20 protein-coding genes are annotated in these 16,028 nt (G+C 37.7%); 7 read left to right on the top strand and 13 right to left on the bottom strand.

Annotated features, from left to right (window positions below; genetic code table 11):
- Nucleotides 1–43: 43 nt before the first annotated feature.
- The gene (locus M900_RS09555; RefSeq protein ID WP_021274559.1) at nt 44–286 is read right to left on the bottom strand and encodes a hypothetical protein; all 243 of its coding nucleotides are present in this window, start codon (nt 284–286) and stop codon (nt 44–46) included.
- A gap of 262 nt (nt 287–548) precedes the next feature.
- Here M900_RS09555 and M900_RS09550 point away from each other — a divergent pair, with 262 nt between their 5' ends.
- Nucleotides 549–950 carry an RNA-binding protein gene (locus M900_RS09550; RefSeq protein WP_021274427.1) on the top strand — a complete coding sequence of 134 codons (402 nt, stop codon included), beginning with the start codon at nt 549–551 and terminating at the stop codon, nt 948–950.
- A gap of 1 nt (nt 951) precedes the next feature.
- On the opposite strand, the gene msrA is transcribed toward M900_RS09550, so the two are convergent.
- Nucleotides 952–1,425 (bottom strand): peptide-methionine (S)-S-oxide reductase MsrA, encoded by a 474-nt coding sequence (msrA, locus tag M900_RS09545; protein ID WP_021274577.1) that lies wholly within the window; start codon nt 1,423–1,425, stop codon nt 952–954.
- 109 nt (nt 1,426–1,534) lie between these two features.
- Between msrA and M900_RS09540 the strand changes: the two genes are divergently transcribed.
- Complete coding sequence (locus tag M900_RS09540; RefSeq protein WP_021274354.1) at nt 1,535–2,410, top strand: serine protease; 876 nt, start codon at nt 1,535–1,537, stop codon at nt 2,408–2,410.
- Here the strand turns inward: M900_RS09540 and M900_RS09535 are convergent.
- From M900_RS09535 to M900_RS09525, 3 genes are read right to left on the bottom strand one after another with little or no spacing between them, the layout of a single operon-like run.
- Complete coding sequence (locus M900_RS09535) at nt 2,407–2,736, bottom strand: acylphosphatase (protein WP_021274463.1); 330 nt, start codon at nt 2,734–2,736, stop codon at nt 2,407–2,409. The genes M900_RS09540 and M900_RS09535 overlap by 4 nt on opposite strands.
- Nucleotides 2,733–3,287: an RNA 2',3'-cyclic phosphodiesterase gene (gene thpR / locus M900_RS09530; protein ID WP_021274706.1), complete on the bottom strand. Its 555-nt coding sequence runs from the start codon at nt 3,285–3,287 to the stop codon at nt 2,733–2,735. Before thpR ends, M900_RS09535 begins: the two co-directional genes overlap by 4 nt.
- A 7-nt stretch (nt 3,288–3,294) precedes the next feature.
- Complete coding sequence (locus M900_RS09525) at nt 3,295–3,873, bottom strand: MarC family protein (RefSeq protein WP_021274785.1); 579 nt, start codon at nt 3,871–3,873, stop codon at nt 3,295–3,297.
- An 88-nt stretch (nt 3,874–3,961) separates the two neighbouring features.
- Between M900_RS09525 and M900_RS09520 the strand changes: the two genes are divergently transcribed.
- Genes M900_RS09520 through M900_RS09510 form a run of 3 tightly spaced genes read left to right on the top strand, consistent with a single transcriptional unit; the run spans nt 3,962 to nt 6,556 of the window.
- Complete coding sequence (locus tag M900_RS09520) at nt 3,962–4,954, top strand: ATP-binding cassette domain-containing protein (protein WP_021274662.1); 993 nt, start codon at nt 3,962–3,964, stop codon at nt 4,952–4,954.
- Nucleotide 4,955: 1 nt separating this feature from the next.
- The gene (locus M900_RS09515; protein WP_021274507.1) at nt 4,956–5,756 is read left to right on the top strand and encodes an ABC-2 family transporter protein; all 801 of its coding nucleotides are present in this window, start codon (nt 4,956–4,958) and stop codon (nt 5,754–5,756) included.
- Nucleotides 5,756–6,556, top strand: a complete 801-nt coding sequence (locus tag M900_RS09510) for an ABC transporter permease (RefSeq protein WP_021274691.1) — start codon at nt 5,756–5,758, stop codon at nt 6,554–6,556. Before M900_RS09515 ends, M900_RS09510 begins: the two co-directional genes overlap by 1 nt.
- On the opposite strand, the gene M900_RS09505 is transcribed toward M900_RS09510, so the two are convergent.
- Entirely contained in the window at nt 6,553–7,416 is an 864-nt protein-coding gene (locus tag M900_RS09505) for an RsmB/NOP family class I SAM-dependent RNA methyltransferase (protein ID WP_157680614.1), read from the bottom strand. The genes M900_RS09510 and M900_RS09505 overlap by 4 nt on opposite strands.
- 51 nt (nt 7,417–7,467) lie before the next feature.
- Between M900_RS09505 and M900_RS09500 the strand changes: the two genes are divergently transcribed.
- Nucleotides 7,468–7,827 carry a hypothetical protein gene (locus tag M900_RS09500; protein ID WP_021274337.1) on the top strand — a complete coding sequence of 120 codons (360 nt, stop codon included), beginning with the start codon at nt 7,468–7,470 and terminating at the stop codon, nt 7,825–7,827.
- Nucleotides 7,828–7,842: 15 nt separating this feature from the next.
- Here the strand turns inward: M900_RS09500 and M900_RS09495 are convergent, their stop codons facing one another.
- The 6 genes from M900_RS09495 to M900_RS17205 form a co-directional block, all read right to left on the bottom strand.
- A complete protein-coding gene (locus tag M900_RS09495) occupies nt 7,843–8,553 on the bottom strand; it encodes a hypothetical protein (RefSeq protein ID WP_021274490.1) in 711 nt (236 codons plus the stop codon).
- 99 nt (nt 8,554–8,652) lie between these two features.
- Nucleotides 8,653–9,264 (bottom strand): TetR family transcriptional regulator, encoded by a 612-nt coding sequence (locus M900_RS09490; protein WP_021274621.1) that lies wholly within the window; start codon nt 9,262–9,264, stop codon nt 8,653–8,655.
- A 3-nt stretch (nt 9,265–9,267) separates the two neighbouring features.
- Nucleotides 9,268–10,059, bottom strand: coding sequence for an SDR family oxidoreductase (locus M900_RS09485; RefSeq protein ID WP_021274386.1), 792 nt, complete (start codon nt 10,057–10,059; stop codon nt 9,268–9,270).
- An 84-nt stretch (nt 10,060–10,143) separates the two neighbouring features.
- Entirely contained in the window at nt 10,144–10,773 is a 630-nt protein-coding gene (locus tag M900_RS09480; RefSeq protein ID WP_021274515.1) for a hypothetical protein, read from the bottom strand.
- Nucleotides 10,774–10,862: 89 nt separating this feature from the next.
- The gene (locus tag M900_RS09475) at nt 10,863–11,324 is read right to left on the bottom strand and encodes a hypothetical protein (protein WP_021274629.1); all 462 of its coding nucleotides are present in this window, start codon (nt 11,322–11,324) and stop codon (nt 10,863–10,865) included.
- Between the two features lie 78 nt (nt 11,325–11,402).
- Nucleotides 11,403–12,542, bottom strand: coding sequence for a methyltransferase domain-containing protein (locus M900_RS17205; protein WP_084703563.1), 1,140 nt, complete (start codon nt 12,540–12,542; stop codon nt 11,403–11,405).
- Nucleotides 12,543–12,581: 39 nt separating this feature from the next.
- Here M900_RS17205 and M900_RS17725 point away from each other — a divergent pair, with 39 nt between their 5' ends.
- Nucleotides 12,582–13,682, top strand: a complete 1,101-nt coding sequence (locus M900_RS17725; protein WP_021274738.1) for a hypothetical protein — start codon at nt 12,582–12,584, stop codon at nt 13,680–13,682.
- On the opposite strand, the gene M900_RS17195 is transcribed toward M900_RS17725, so the two are convergent.
- Nucleotides 13,641–15,980: a chromosome condensation regulator, RCC1 repeat-containing protein gene (locus tag M900_RS17195; RefSeq protein WP_021274370.1), complete on the bottom strand. Its 2,340-nt coding sequence runs from the start codon at nt 15,978–15,980 to the stop codon at nt 13,641–13,643. The two genes, M900_RS17725 and M900_RS17195, sit on opposite strands and share 42 nt — an antisense overlap.
- Between the last annotated feature and the right edge of the window lie 48 nt (nt 15,981–16,028).

Here is a 16,028-nt window from a genome sequence, read left to right as displayed (position 1 = left end):
ACTATGTTACGTAATTTTGAACCTGATGCAAGTGGATCAAATATTACGCAGCAATTGCGAAAGGATAATCGATGGTATCAGAGTGATCTTGGAGTATTGACTTCACAACTCGTCTAAAATCTAGCTCATTAACACCATTTATTTTTGCTTCAGTCCAGATTGTGTCTAATCTCTCACTAAAATCAGTAGCATCAAATACACCATAGTGTTTGCATTGATAGTAAAGATCCTGGATCTCTTCTCTACAGTGATTAATTAAAGTATCTTGAAAACCCTCTGCGTTCATAAAACGTCCTCCGATCTTTTTGTTGGGATTTGTTCATAATAATCCCAAACCGTTTATAGAGATCAAAAAATTAAAAAAATATAACACTCAAGTATTTTCAATAACTTAAAAAAGTCTATTTTTAACTATAAATAAATAAATTTGAAGAATTTTGACCACCTAGCTTGGCAAGAGCTATGTAAGAAGTAATAGATAGGTAGCTATTTACTCCAACCAATGCTAACTTCCATCAAAATGGCATTATTAAATTAGGAACTACAAAATGACTGCAACACTATATGTTGGAAATTTAAATTATGAAAGAGACGACAAAGGCCTTAAGGCTATCTTCTCTCATTACGGTAGAATCAAGTTCATCGATATTATTAAAGATGATAAGGGAAGAAGTAAGGGTTATGCCTTCATTAAGATGGAAAGAGCTGAAGATGCAAAAAAAGCTATTGCAGCACTTGATGGGAAAATCATTGATAAGAGAACCCTAAAAGTTAGTATCGCAAATGAAAGGGCTGATGTTGTAAAGAAGCCTTTTATTGAAAAATATGATGAAGAAGAAAAAGAAGACATCAAAGTGAGTTTCAAAAAGAAGAAGAAAGATGCTCAAGGCTTAAGTCTTCTTATGGATATGAAATCTCGAAAATTCAAAAGCAGCACTCTAGGCAAGTAGCCTAGAGTCCACAGCTCGTTACACCTTTCTTATATAAGTATTTCTGATGATATTCTTCCGCAGCAAAGTAATTATTTAATTCGACAATTTGAGTGACAATCGGAAGATCAAATCTCCCACTTTCCTGCTGCTCTTTTAATACTTCCTCTGCAATCACCTTCTGTTCCTCAGTAGAATAAAATACTACCGAACGATATTGCGTTCCAACATCTGGCCCCTGCCGATTCAATGTCGTAGGATTATGACTTCTAAAGAAAATATCAAGAAGCTCACGATATGTTATATCACGTGGGTTAAAATCGATCTTTACAACCTCTGCATGATCAGTCGTCCCAGTACATACTTCTTTATAAGACGGATTAGGTAGATTACCCCCACAGTAACCAACTTCAGTCGAGTTCACTCCAGAGAGAGTTCTAAATCTCTCCTCAACACCCCAAAAACATCCTGCACCAAAAACTGCGATTTCGCTCATATATACCTCCACCCGAATAAGTGTCAAAGGGCCAATAAACGTTACAAAAATTATGTAAGCTTTTCAAATACCCTAGCACGAAATCTCATTCTATGGAATTATCCACCCCATGAAATTAAAACTACTTATCTTATTGTCCCTTACCCTCAGTACTTTTGCTATGAATAAAGGTGTCTATGGAACTGATGATCGTGTTGAAGCGAGCCTCTATCATAATCCAATTATCAAAGAACAATCAAAAGCCGTTGCTGCGATGATATATAGTAGCCATATAAAAGAGATTGATGAAAATACCCATGAGCTTATGTGGGGAAAATATGGAATGCTTGATAACTTCTGTAAGGAGGTTCCCTTTCAAGGTCAGCCGACTTCGTCGAACTGCACGGCATTCTTAATCTCCCCAACGAAAGTAATGACCGCGGGACATTGTATGCGATCAACATATAACTGTAACGATACGAAGTTTGCTTTTAACTATAATATTGAAAATGTTACTGGTCCTCACGCTCCATATGACCGCTTTCATATTAATGGAGTAAAATTATATAGCTGTAAAAATATTGATATCACGATTAATGATAAAAACTCGCTTCTTGATTACGCAATTGTCGAACTAGATCGTCCAGTAGAAGGAGTAACTCCTCTTTCTCTTCGTAAACAAGGGGCCGCTGAGCTTGGTGACGGTGTTTATATGATTGGAACACCTGGGGGTATTCCTCTTAAAATTACCGACAATGCCACAGTATTTGATTCGACAAGTGAAGTCTTCTTTAGAACTGATCTCGATGCCTTTCATCGTAATTCCGGTTCACCAGTTTTAAATGAAAAAACACATGAGGTTGAAGGTATCTTAGTTAGAGGTCGTCCCGACTATCAAAAACAAGGAACCTGTAAAGCAATCAAGAAGTGTGATTCGAAAGATTGTCCAGAGGGCGAAGAAGTCACGAAAATTAATGCGACAAAGGTTTTTGATTTTATCAACTAGAGAAAGAATTCTATATCCTGAGTACGTGGTTTATGATCAACGTTGGTCGTAGTAATTTCATGCTTCTCAAGATCATGAAACTCCTCCAAAACTTCGATATTTAAAACCTTCGCTCCCCAAGAATTAAGAGTATCTAGCGTTTGAAGTTCTTCGAGAAATTGTTGAATATTATCACTATCTCCGCAAACACTACAAAGAACACGCTCACGGTTTTGACGATCATTAGTTGCTCCGGCCTCTAACTTTCTGGCAATGGCCCCATAACAAAATGTCTTTCTAAACATGACCGCTTGGACACGTCCATAAACGTAGAATGATACTTTCATAACCCATCCATCTCATATAATTCAAACTCTTCTAAAACATTATACACAGGTCCATGACGAGTTAAAATACTCTCCATAAGTAAATACTTATCTACATGAAATACTTCACTTCTAAAGATTGAGAAACTTTGAAGGAATCTTGCAACTTCTTCATAAGGCAACTTTTTGGGCCTTCCTAGAGTTACATGTGGAATATACTTTCTCACTTCCATATCAAACTCAAAACTTCGAAGCGAATCGACAATTTGCTTTTGCAAATCAAGTAAGGTCTGCTCTTTCTCAACCCCACAATAAAGAACACGAGGGTTATTCTCACTACCAAAATATCCCACAGAACTAAGAGTGAGATCAAAAGCACTGTTTCTTACTCGTGATAATTTTGAACAAATTGATTCCACATCATTATCATTGAAAGAATCGCCAAGAAACTGCAGTGTCAAATGCATATTCTCAAATGGCGTCCAATTAACATTAAATGTATTGATTCTTAAATCTAAGAGATCATCCCTGATATCCTCAGGGATCTCAATGGCAAGAAATAATCTTTTCATAAGATTATTATACTAAACCAAAACTCTTTTTAAATAGCTTTATTGCGATAGCAAGAAGAATAATTCCGAAAAGCTTTCTAAGAACACTCGCACCAGAATTTCCAAGAAATTTTTGAATGACTCCAGAAAGTTTCAAGACTCCATAAATAATAATCAAATTAATAACGATCCCAAAACCAATATCCCACTTTCCATACTCCGCACGGAGAGAAATAAGAGTAGTCATTACACCCGCACCAGCAAGAAGAGGAAAAACCAGTGGAACAAATGGCGTATTAATTTCGGCCTCATCGGGATGGGCCTTAAAAATCTCTATCCCTAGAACCATCTCAAGACCAAGGAAGAACATAATCAACGCCCCAGCAGCCGAAAATGATAGAACATCAACGCCGAAAAGCTTTAAGATATTTGATCCAACAAAGAGAAAGGCGAACATGATAAGACCGGAATAAATAGTAGCCTTACCAGGATAAATCTCGCCTTTTTTTCTTCTCAAATCGATAACCACAGGAAGCGCTCCAATGATATCAATAACGGAAAACAAAATTAGTGTAACTGAAAATATATTCTTTAAATTAAATTCCATAGAGACCTCTTACTCCATTGTCCACAGATAGCTTAGTCATCATGTGTCAAACTTGCCAGCCATCAGATACTTTTTATATATTAACAAGATGATAAGAACAAAAGAACTCACAAAAACATTTAAAAGTTATAAAAAACAGCCAGGAATTAAAGGCGCATTCGGAGCATTCTTTAAAAGAGATGAAATCTCAAAAAATGCTGTTGATAGTTTTGACCTTGAAGTTAACCAAGGTGAAGTCATCGGACTGCTAGGCCCTAACGGTGCAGGCAAGACAACTCTGATGAAAATGCTAACCGGAATTATCGTTCCAAGCTCAGGGGAGATTGAAATTGCAGGGCATGTGCCTTGGAAACGCGAAAAGGAATTCAGAAAGAAGATCGCACTCGTGATGGGACAGAAGTCTCAGCTTTGGTGGGATATCCCTTCTCTTGATTCGTTTAAACTTCTCCAAAAGTATTACGAAATTCCAGACAAGCGTTTCAATGAAAAGATCAATATGATGGGAGAACTCCTTCATGTTAAAGATCTCTTTCATGTACATGTAAGAAAACTCTCGCTTGGCGAAAGAATGAAACTTGAGCTTATGGCATCGCTTCTTCACGACCCCGAAGTTCTCTTCCTTGATGAACCAACAATTGGTCTCGACCTAATTGCTCAAGAAAACATAAGAAACTTCATTAAAGAGTATCATGAACTAAATAAGCTTACAGTTGTTCTGACATCACATTATATGGCCGACGTTCAGGCCCTGTGCCCTCACCTCGTCCTCATTGCCGGAGGCAAGAAAACTTATGATGGTCCAATCTCAAAATTTGAAAAAATTCTCGGTCATAAGAAGAGTGTTGTTTTTAACTTTAATCAAGTAATTGATCGAACAGATGATTTCTGGACAGGACTTGATCTTACTTTCTCAGATAAAGGAGATGAAGTTGAGCTTCGTCTTGAAGAAAGTGAAGTCAGAGAGATTTCTGCAGCTATACTTAACCGTTTTCCAGTAACAGACTTTTACACGGAGAAAATGCCGATTGAAAAAGTTATGAAGAAAATTATGGAAGACCCAAATATTGTTTTAGGAAAGTAATTTGAAACAGAATTTATTAAAATGGTATCAAACCATCCTCATATCATGGAAAAAGTATACGGCATACCGTCTAAACTTCTTCCTGCAAATCATCGGTCCTGCCGTTGTCTTCTTCTTTATTAAGTATAGTCTTTGGAATACGATTTTTTCAAAAAATCCAGGTACGACAATTGGTGGTTATACTTTTGCTGCAATGATCACTTACCATATCTGGAGTTTTATCGTATCGCTAATTGCACAGGGACACACGGCCTTGAACCTTTCCATGGATATACGCATGGGAAGAATATCAAGTTATCTAATATATCCATTTAACTTTTGGGAATTTCATACGGCATCTTTTATCGGTTTTCAGCTCCTACAATTTGTCGTCGCAAGTGTGTCTCTTTTGATCTTTAGCCTACTTGGAATTCTTCCTGACTTTACCTGGAACAATTTAATTCTTGGAATAACTTGCTCGTTCTATGTGAGTCTCTTTTGGTATACTCTTCAATATCTCACGGGACTTATTTCTTTCTGGCTAGAAGAGACGTGGATTCTTCGCGTGATCCTACAAATAGTAACAGTATTTCTATCTGGTGCCGTTATACCACTTGAGCTTTTTCCAGCTTGGGCCGTAAATATTTTGGAGTACACACCGTTTCCATACTTAACGTACTATCCAATCAAGATTTTTTCAGGTGCTCCAGTAGATCTAACTAACTTCTTTGTCGTGGTTTCTGGCTGGATGATACTTTTAACCCTAGCAAATAGCTATGTTTGGCGTAAGGGCTTGAGACTCTACACAGCGGCGGGAATGTAATGAAGATATTTAAAGAAATTAATCACTACCTTCAAGTCTATGGAAAATTTGCCTCGACCTCGATTTCTGAGGCAACAAGCTTTAGAACAAGTTTTATTCTCATGATTTTCATGGATGTCTTTTTCAACCTTTCATCACTTTTTACAATTAGTATTATTTACGATCACGTTTCTTTGGTTGGAAATTGGAACAAGGATCAACTACTATTTTTTACTTGCTTCATGCTTGTGGTTGATTGTTTTCACATGCTTTTTTTGAGCCATGGGTTTTGGCGATTCTCCGATGATCTAAAAACGGGAAATCTCGACTACACACTACTGAGACCAGTAAGTTCTATCTTTACTGTCTTCTTTAGACACTTCAAGCCCTCATCAATCCCGGATTTATTTTTAACAGTAGGATTACTTATTTATTTTGGAATAAAAGTTGGACTTGAAATTTGGCAGTGGATTGCAATTCCATTTCTCGTCCTTATCTCTTTCACGCTCTTGGCACTTATTGAGTTTATTATTTCATGCGCAATGTTTTGGTTGGTTGAAGGACTTGGAGTTAACTTTCTTCGTATGCAGCTGCAGTCAATGTCACGAATGCCAGACTTCATCTATAACCCATTTATGAAGAGAGTGCTTACATTCTGCATCCCAATTCTCTTAGTTGGTTCAGGCCCTGTGCAATTTCTATTTGATGCGAGTAAATGGGACTATGTTGCTTACATGATCGCAGCTATCATTCTATGCTACTACTTCTTGATCTATCTATGGAATAAGGGACTTAACTTTTACGACTCAGCTTCGAGCTAATTCTTTTTTAAGCGACAAAAATATAGTGGTCCAAAACCACATTGGTCAGGTAGAAATATCTGACCGTACTTTGTTGACTCACCAAGACCGTATGTTTCAAGTGGCGGTAGAATTTCCACTTCGTCACCTTTCTTAGCGATTAGCTTTTCAATAACGTCATCATTTTCAAGTGGTGATAGCGAACAAGTTGAATAAACAATCTCCCCTCCACTTTTAACTGTCAGAAATGCAGAGCAAAGAAGTGAGAATTGATTGAGGGCGAGCCTCTTTGTTCTCTTTTCGCTCCACTTTTCAAGCTCTGTTGGGCTATCCAAAAGATGCCTTTCCCCCGAACATGGAGCATCGAGAAGAACATAATCAAATTCATCTTTTAAATGAATCCCATATTTGTTGCCATCAAAGCCACGAATATCAATGCGCACTCGCTCATCTTCAGGAATGTACTCCCCAATCACTCGACGTAATCTTTCTTTGCGCGTTCTTGAAAGCTCATTACAAATAAGCTCTCCGCCATCAATTAACTTTTCAAAAAGAATCAAACTCTTGCCCCCAGGAGCTGCACACATATCGAGCACTCGAGAATTTGGGATGATATCAAGATTCCTTGCCACGATTACAGAAGCCGGATCCATCAGATAAAAGTTCTTGATTCCTTCCTCTGTTACAGCGATCTCTTCACTCTCAAAACATCCTGGAATAACTTCCTTCGAACCAGTCTTAGGTTTTGCCCAAACATTAGCACGATAGACCTTCTGTCCTTCACCCTTGAAGGCATCCTTTAGCTTGTCCCAGCGATCAAGCCACACAGACTTGTAGTAGGATTCAAAGAGTTCTGGACCTGACATTTTGATTTTTTTCATGTAGTCTTTATGCACTAAGATTTACCATTTGAAAATGTTTGGAGACAAAAGATGAAAGAATTCGCTAAGAAAGTAATCTCAAACCTCGAGGCCAATGGATTTCCGGCCAAGAAAGTATCACTTCCAACAGAGAAGATGTTTGAAGTTGCAGATGAAAAAGGCTTTAGCTTTAATGCGGTAATTGATCACCTCAAAGCAGATTATCAAATCATGGCAGAAATTGGAGCCGAGAAAATTATCTTCAGTAAGGAAGCCCCTGTTAATAAAGAGAATATGTTCAAGCAAGCACAAGAGATGATGGCAAATATGGACCCAGAAGAACTTAAGCGTATGCAGGATATGATCATGAATATGAGCCCAGAACAAAAAGATGAGCTCATGAAAAAAGGTAAAGAAATGGGGCTAATCTAAGCCCCTTTTTTTATTCTACAGATTTTCATCAAGAAAGTTTTTAATCCTTCTTAACTGATCCTTTGCTTTCATTAAACTATTATGCTGATTTTTAGAGCTTGATGCTTTTGATTCACCTAAAGCAACAACATCACAAGTAGCACGCTCATAAACGATAATATCAAGTTCTCCAAGAGTTCTTTGGTTAGCATAACGATATTCAACTCCAGACTCAATAGCATAATCTTGAGCTGGATAAGTATCCGTTAGAACTTGAAGGTAATAGCGAGTTAAGATTTCTAAAACAGCTCCAACATTTGGATCTTCTGACTTTTCTTTTACAAGTGTTTCTCTTACATAAGAAAGATACTCATTGTATTGCTCTTCTTTATTTACAAAAGAAACTGAAACATCACTTTCATCAGGTGCTGAGTTTTGTAAAAACTCGAATGGCCTTTGAGAATTTCTAAAGATCTTCTTATTACAGGCCTTATTCTTAATTCCTCTTTCAGGAACAAGTGCACACCAAATATAATCAACTCCATTTCTCTCGATTGGAAAAGCATATGTGTAACCATACTTCTTGGCATTATCGACACCAAAGTAGAAATACTTTTCAACTCTTTCAAATCGCTTAATGTCCCAAGTTGGACATTCCTTATTTACATAACCGTGAATATGAGAAAACTGAGTCGGCCTTCCTGCAAGAACCGAAAGACTTAAGAAGAAAAGAACTAAGTAGCGCATAATAGCTCCAAATATTGATTGGGTTTAATGGCATTAGTTCTAACAAATGTCTTTCATTAGTTCAAATAATACTAATTCGCTAAGGGCTTGATTATTAGTCTACGACCAAAGAATTTTAAGAATGCGCAAAGCGTCTTCTTTAAAATGAACAACTAATAAACCAAGATTATTTTTGCGCAGAAGCTCTCCTCTTGCTGTCATCAGGTCATGGGAAGGGAAAATTCCTGTCATGACGTAATAAGACTGCATGAGTAATTTTTCGTTTTGCGTGACAGTCTTCTCATTGATTGAACTGAGCATTTGGGCCAAGTGATTAATGAGAAGAGCAAGATTTGTTTTAAACTTTAAAAAAATTTCATCAGAAACATTATTTTCAAGAATCACAGGCGCCTTACAGGCAAGTCTCATCATATTAGGATTCTCTTCCAAGGATTCAACAATCACTTTAAGATAATTACTTTTAGTAAGCTTCACTTTTTGAAGGGTGAAAAACCATCTTGCAAAGAGAGAGCTAAAAACTTCTAGAAATAGTTCTTCTTTGGTCTCAAAATAATTATAGAGTGTGCCCTTTGCAACCTTTGCCTTCTTAGAAATTTCGTTCATTGAGGGAAGATCAACAGCACCACGATCAATCATCGAGGCAGCAACGTCAATGATTTGCTCACGCTTCGATTCTTTTTCTTCTGATGTTGTTGACCTAATTTTTCCCATAATCTATTTTAAAATTTCATGTGTTACTAAAGCGGATATCTTACGAGGAGACAAACGATTTAAAAAAGCTAGAGCATTATTTAAAAAACCTGGAATAAAACTGATGACACCCTTTTCAAGTTTTCTTATGGCCAGCTCTACTACTGGCTTCGACTTCATTATTAGTATCTTTCTAATCAAGCTATTATCATCTTGAAACTGGCCAGAGCGTTCGAAAAATTCAGTTTCAGTCATTCCGGGACTTAAAACACTAACTCGGACATTTGTGTTAGCTAACTCAATACTTAAAGCTTCACCAAAATGTAACACATAAGACTTAGAAGCACCATAAGAAGCATAGAGAGGACAAGGTTGATAGGCGCCAACGCTAGAGACGAGTAAAATTTGTCCCTCATTTCTCTCTTTCATTTTCTTTACGAAATAATGGGTCAAATATGTAAGTGAAATAATGTTCAAATCGAGCATATTTTTTAACTGAGAATAATCCATTTCAGTAAATTCACCGAATATTCCATACCCAGCATTATTAATTAGTGTATGTACTTCTATCTCCTGCTTTGAAATTTCAGAAAGTAGAAAGTTACATCCTTCTTCACTTGATAAATCACATGGGATGACTGAGATCTTACAGTCTGGATACTTACTAAGAATTTTTGTTTCGAGTTCTCTTAAATTTTGCTCTCTTCTCGCAGTAAGAACAATATTCGCTCCTTTCTCTGCAAAAACCTCAGCATAGTCTATGCCCATACCGCTTGATGCACCTGTTATGACAACCCATTTATTTTTATAATTCATCTTAACCTCCAAATGGACACAGGAAAATGACCATCGGTCAATTATATATGACCAATGGTCACTTATCAACTTTTTTGAGTTCGGCTAAGCATTGGGATTCAATGGAATTTCTTCTTTTTTCTTGTTTGGATCTATTGGTAGTCTCATTCGGCATGAAAAAACCTCTTTATCTGCATAAAGACTTACACATCTTGTATGACGACCAGAGCGGATCTCATAGTCTGTACCAGACTTACGCTTGTAATCAGTTTTAGCGAGATCCATTTTTGAGAATACTTTTTTAGCAAGCTCTCCTTCATAGTAAATATCGATATAGTTCCCTGCCAGTTTAACTTCCCCTACTCCAGCAATTTTGTCTTCAGATAAGTATTCAGTCATCGATCCAAGACCGTAGTCGAGATCTTTTTCGAAACTTGACAGTTCTCCATTATACTTGAAGTTTAAATAGATATTGCAAGAGAACTTCCCATCTGGTTCACGTGTGCAGTAAAAGTAACGATGATTTTTAATCAGTAATTCAGGGGCCAATCCTGCATGATAGAAATGTCCAGGAAGTTTGAGAAAGATTTTTTTTGCTATCGTACTATCTGTAACGGTTAGCTGATGGGCCTGATATTCAATGCGAGTCCCAATGTAACTTTCATCGTGGGGTGATTTAGCGTGAGAAAAAATAACATAAGAAAAACAGAGAAATACGAGTAGCAGTTTGGTCATTGTTACCTCCATGAGAAAAACTAACACACGATTAGTTTTTCACGAAGGAGGCCAACGAAATTTTATCTAACTTAACAAAGAATTAACAATTAGTTTCTTGAGTAAGAACACTCTCTTGACCACTTGTTACTACCTTTCAGTGCTTTAGAGTACTCAAGTCCATCAGCATGAAATTCAAGAATTACATTTGCTGTTGTTTTTGAAGTTCTAATTCCAAAATTATATTCTTTCATTACTTCATTTTTTACTAAGAAAACACCGTCAAATGTTGACTCAGCTTCTGAGACATATTTAGTTCCGTGTGACGAACTTTTGCTCTTTTTGACGAATTTTTCACCGTTAATATTTAAAAAATCTTCAGCTGTTTCATCTTCAAACATTGAACCCACACTACTTGTAGCAACTAGTCTTAATCCTTTTTCAACCTCTATTAGGCTTACACTATGTTCACATGAGGAATCACCTGACTTCAGAGTAAACTCACCTGTCACATCTGCTGCAAAAGAGGAAATTGAAGTTAAAAGACATAAAGCTACAAAAAGATTTTTCATAAAAGCTCCTAAATTTCGAATAATTATTTTTTCCAATTATAGCCCAGAGCTTTATCAAGATTGTAAATGGTGTAAAACTTACAGACTTTTGCGCCTCTTCCAGAAGCTAAGTACCTCTAAATGCGAAGTCATCGCAAACATATCAACAGGGATCAGACATTCAAGCTCATATTCTTTCTCAAATATATCACTATCGGCCTTAAGTGTCTTAGGGTTACAGCTCGAATAGACGAAGAATGTTGGAGCAATTTCACAGATTAGATTTGAGAACTTCTCACCAATTCCCCTTCTTGGAGGATTTACGATTAAAAGATCAACTTTCTCTTTATTATACTCCTGAAACTTTATCGCATCATCACAATAGAATTCAACTTTTGGAGACTGAATTGTTTTTGCACACTCGATCGCATTTTCAGATAGCTCAATACCAATTACTTTATTTGAAAATCTTGCGGCCGAGAAAGCAAAACCCCCAACTCCACAAAATAAATCGAGGGCGAGATTTATATCCTCATCTTTATATCTTGAAAATATTTGATCATATAATTTTTTAGCAACTTCACTATTTACCTGGAAGAAATTTGTTGTGGAACTTACTAAACGAAAACTTTCAAAATCATGCTGAATGAATTTCTCTTCTGTTAAATAATATGTATCACCTTCAAAAATTGCAGCATGCTTAGGCTGTATTTCAAAACTTATAACTTTAATATTTAAAAATTTTTCTTGTAATTCTTTTGCAAGTTTTTCTACACGTGGTCTGGACTCCGAGCTTCTCATTCCAAAACGAATAGAAACCTCTTCTGTTCCCTTTGCTTTTGTTAAGATGAGATACTTAAACTCTCCAGTCCTTGTTTCAAGGGAATACGGAGTTAGTAAAAACTTTTTAATACTCTCTTTGATATAAAGAGAAATTGTATTTAATTCTGCTTCATGAATTGGGCAATCAAGAAGTGGAGAGACTGTAAACTTATCCTGAGGTGATGGTATACCAAGTATAGGAGCTTCAAGAGTTCCACCTACAACAAATTTTGCTTTGTTTCGATATCCAAGACGCTCTGTTGTTTCGATCGCATCTTTTATCAATGCTCTTGGAAACATAATAGACAGAGTATCAATTTTTTCTTGAAGAGCTTCATGGTAGTTTTTTTCAATTAAAGAACAAGACCGACATCTTTGCTCAACAAATGCATTACAATTCATTTTTCTTAATTCCATTTGGCAAATTAAATTCTTACCGTCATAATTATATTAACGATGAAAAATCTATTTTACACCTTTTTAATCTCTTCGCTTTCAATTGCAACATATGCTGCGATTGATACCGGAACCGGAGCCGATGGTTCATGTAACTGGGCTGGCCCAACAATAGCCTCAGGCACATACAATTGCACAGACCTCACAATTTCCGGAGCCGTTCAAGTAACAGGAACAACAGCTCTCATTGTTAAAGTTCAGGGTGATGTCACTATTAATAACTCACTTACTTTAAGTGGACAAGATGGTTCTGCTGGTGGTGCCGGCGTAGCTGGTGGTTACAATGGTGGAGCAGGTTCAACTAATGGAAGTGGGCCTTCTGCTGGAACTTTTGGAAATGCTGGAGGCGACGTTACTGCGGGAGCATTTGGAAATGATGGAGCAGGAGGAGGTTCAGGAGGATCACACGGAACTCTTGGATCTGTAGGTATCGCGGGAACAGATAGTGGTGACGGTGGTCCAGGAGCAGCCGGGATAGCACCCACATCAACATACGACTCAGCAACTCTATTTACTACTACAATGACTGGTGGTTCCGGCGGCGGCGGCGGTGGAATGGATGATAACTCTACAGTTGGTGCCCAAGGTGGTGGCGGAGGTGGAATTCTTCGCATTTCGGCTGGAGGGACAGTTTTAATTGCAAGTTCAATAAATGCTAGCGGAGGTGCTGGCAACTCAGCTTCAAACGACGCAGGAGGCGGCGGCGGTGGCGCAGGAGGCGCCATTTTTATCGAGACAAATGATCACATTACAATCACAGGCTCAATTACTGCAAGTGGAGGGGCGGCAGGCCCTGGTGCTGGTAATGGTGGAGCAGGCGGAGCTGGTGGTAATGGAATTATTCGACTTGATGATAGCGATGGTGCAGTAACAGGTGTCGGATTAGTCACTCCTACTCCATCTGTTTTTCAATCTGATGTTAGTCTTTCTTCGCAAACCTCTGAACTCAATGCCTTCACATCAGACATCAGTCCAGGATGTGCACTTAGAGAAGTTCATGATGATTTTAAATTTGGATTTATCTTTTTGGGATTTTTATTTCTTGTCTCTAATTTATTATTAAATTTCAATCAAAGACAAGAAGTCGAAGTTCGTCGGTAATTCATCATCACCGATATTATTTGCTTCCCCATAGCCTAATTGGCCACGAGTACCTTGTCCGATACATTTAATTTTCCCACTATCTTGATGTGTAAAACAGTGATGTTCAACTCCCCCTGATACAGAACTAACACGTGCACCAAGACTGATTGATGCATGATCAGCAGGCGTATCAGTTACACCAACATTCGTCGTGTTCCCAAGACCGAGTTGACCGTAAACATTTCTTCCCCAACACTTTGCCTCACCTTCATTCGAGATCGCACACGTTGAAAAGTTACCTGCATAAATTTGTGAAACTTCAAAGCCAATATTTACGTTAGATGCAGCAGAAGGAAGCTCATCGTCACCAATCTTCTCTGAGTTACCAAGTCCAAGTTGGCCATGTGTATTTTGTCCAAAACAATTTACTGTATAATCACTTAAAAGAGCACAAGTGTGCTGACCACCAGTGCTAACCATAATCGCTGGTTTTGGAAGTGATACAGCAGTTGTTGGAATATTAGTATCAGTTGTGTTACCAAGTCCTAACTGCCCGTTCCCATTTTCTCCCCAGCATTTTAAAACACCACCAGCTGTAATTGCACAAGCATGGTAACTAATTGTACTTAAGTCCATTTGAAGAGCTGGAGCACCTAGATTTACGAGACCACCGGCAGTTGGAAGTTCATCATCTCCGATGAAGTTATTTGTTCCATTTCCAAGTTGTCCGTTAGTATTATCTCCCCAACATCTAATATTTCCATTCTTATAAAGAGCACAGTTAAAGTAAGTCCCACCGTAAAGTCTTTTTACTTCACTTGTCCCAAGCGAAACATATGGCACGTCAGTTACTTGCTCATTGTCACCAACATTATCAGTGTTACCTTGCCCTAACTGACCTCTATTATTGAATCCCCAACATCTCACTTTTCCAGATTCTAATAGAGCACATGTATGATAAACACCGGCCACAAGTTGAATTGCTTTTTCACCAAGTGGAACATAACCAATACCATTTAGTAGTTCATCGTCACCACGACGATCAGTATCACCAAGACCTAGCTGTCCATAATTATTTTCACCAAAACACTTCACATCACCAGTGGCAAGCAGGCCACATGTATGAAATCCACCTGCAACGACTTGGACAACCTCTTTAATAATTTGAGGTTTTTCACAGTACTGAACATGGGCCACAGAAAAAGTTGGTCTCTCATTAACCAGAGTTACGATATTTAATTCTGAGCTATATGTGAACGGAACACTAACTTCATTAACATAAGTTTTAATTGTAGCTGGATCTACATTTGCTACAGAGAGGTTGAAACTATTCACAGGAGCAAGCTTTGTCATCGCAAGTGTTCCAATTTTTGAAAGTCCATTTCCATAATCACCTGTTGCCATATCAACTGTAATACCACCTGCAAGCTCAATGGCCTCAAGGTATCCGTAACCGAGTTCATTTTCACCAGATAGTGGAATTGTATTTAAATTATTGTAAAGAACACCACCAACAACAAGTGGCTTGTCTTGATAAAGCTCCTTCAAACGATCAACAACGATTTTAGGTGTAACAATTCTTTCTCCACTACCATCGACACAATAGTTATTATAAGAATTTGTCTCTCCACCTTGAGGATCAGGAACAGGTGTTACCCCCGCTGGGTACTCGGCACAGATATCTTGCTCATCAGCGACAAAAATAACAACAAGGGCAGCATCGTCACGATAGAAACCTTGTGATTGAATATTTGCAAAGTTTGTTTCAGTTAAAGATTTATTAAGAGAATAAAGACCCATCTCTCCACCATCGGATGCATTATCTCCAGCTGGGTTTTGCATCTTAGTTCGTAAATGTGTTTTAATCTCAGCAATCGTTAAGCTTTGATTATCAAGAATTAGTGGCTCTGTTCCTTTTTGATAAAGAGCACCACTCTTCGTTGTTGCTCCACTGTGTCCAAGCATAACACCAACTCTAATATCAGCAGAAGCTGGCATCATATTAAGAAAGTTATCAAAGCCATCCGCGATAGCAGCGCGTTCATCAATGATTGATCCTGACGTATCAGGAACAATTAAGATATCAATTTTTCTTGTGATTGACTCTTCGGGTACAGCGTAAGCATCTTGGTAACAACTTACTTCAAGAGATGGTAATGGGGGTACTCCAGCAGATGGAATATTGATCGAGTCATCTAAGGCCTCTTCAACTTCCGGTTGTGGAGTACACCCGATTACAAATATAAGAACAAGTGACAGCACTGTCCTCGAGACAATTCTTAACAATGGTGTGACTTGTAAATTATAAGTTTTCATAAGCAATACCTTATCGGTTTGGTCTTGAATTATTATAATTTTTTAACA

This window comes from Bacteriovorax sp. Seq25_V (assembly GCF_000447795.1).
Taxonomy (GTDB): domain Bacteria; phylum Bdellovibrionota; class Bacteriovoracia; order Bacteriovoracales; family Bacteriovoracaceae; genus Halobacteriovorax_A.
Note: the sequence above shows the minus strand (reverse complement) of the source record. Positions and strands in the feature narration are given on the sequence as shown.

Coding starts and splice junctions, on each gene's coding strand:
- M900_RS09495 (WP_021274490.1), bottom strand. CDS start 8,553: ATGCGCTACTTAGTTCTTTTCTTCTTAAGTCTTTCGGTTCTTGCAGGA.
- M900_RS09535 (WP_021274463.1), bottom strand. CDS start 2,736: ATGAAAGTATCATTCTACGTTTATGGACGTGTCCAAGCGGTCATGTTT.
- M900_RS09475 (WP_021274629.1), bottom strand. CDS start 11,324: ATGAAAAATCTTTTTGTAGCTTTATGTCTTTTAACTTCAATTTCCTCT.
- M900_RS09480 (WP_021274515.1), bottom strand. CDS start 10,773: ATGACCAAACTGCTACTCGTATTTCTCTGTTTTTCTTATGTTATTTTT.
- M900_RS09550 (WP_021274427.1), top strand. CDS start 549: ATGACTGCAACACTATATGTTGGAAATTTAAATTATGAAAGAGACGAC.
- M900_RS09510 (WP_021274691.1), top strand. CDS start 5,756: ATGAAGATATTTAAAGAAATTAATCACTACCTTCAAGTCTATGGAAAA.
- M900_RS09555 (WP_021274559.1), bottom strand. CDS start 286: ATGAACGCAGAGGGTTTTCAAGATACTTTAATTAATCACTGTAGAGAA.
- M900_RS09505 (WP_157680614.1), bottom strand. CDS start 7,416: ATGAAAAAAATCAAAATGTCAGGTCCAGAACTCTTTGAATCCTACTAC.
- M900_RS09525 (WP_021274785.1), bottom strand. CDS start 3,873: ATGGAATTTAATTTAAAGAATATATTTTCAGTTACACTAATTTTGTTT.
- M900_RS09520 (WP_021274662.1), top strand. CDS start 3,962: ATGATAAGAACAAAAGAACTCACAAAAACATTTAAAAGTTATAAAAAA.
- M900_RS09485 (WP_021274386.1), bottom strand. CDS start 10,059: ATGAATTATAAAAATAAATGGGTTGTCATAACAGGTGCATCAAGCGGT.
- thpR (WP_021274706.1), bottom strand. CDS start 3,287: ATGAAAAGATTATTTCTTGCCATTGAGATCCCTGAGGATATCAGGGAT.
- M900_RS17195 (WP_021274370.1), bottom strand. CDS start 15,980: ATGAAAACTTATAATTTACAAGTCACACCATTGTTAAGAATTGTCTCG.
- M900_RS09540 (WP_021274354.1), top strand. CDS start 1,535: ATGAAATTAAAACTACTTATCTTATTGTCCCTTACCCTCAGTACTTTT.
- M900_RS09490 (WP_021274621.1), bottom strand. CDS start 9,264: ATGGGAAAAATTAGGTCAACAACATCAGAAGAAAAAGAATCGAAGCGT.
- M900_RS09500 (WP_021274337.1), top strand. CDS start 7,468: ATGAAAGAATTCGCTAAGAAAGTAATCTCAAACCTCGAGGCCAATGGA.
- msrA (WP_021274577.1), bottom strand. CDS start 1,425: ATGAGCGAAATCGCAGTTTTTGGTGCAGGATGTTTTTGGGGTGTTGAG.
- M900_RS17205 (WP_084703563.1), bottom strand. CDS start 12,542: ATGGAATTAAGAAAAATGAATTGTAATGCATTTGTTGAGCAAAGATGT.
- M900_RS17725 (WP_021274738.1), top strand. CDS start 12,582: ATGAAAAATCTATTTTACACCTTTTTAATCTCTTCGCTTTCAATTGCA.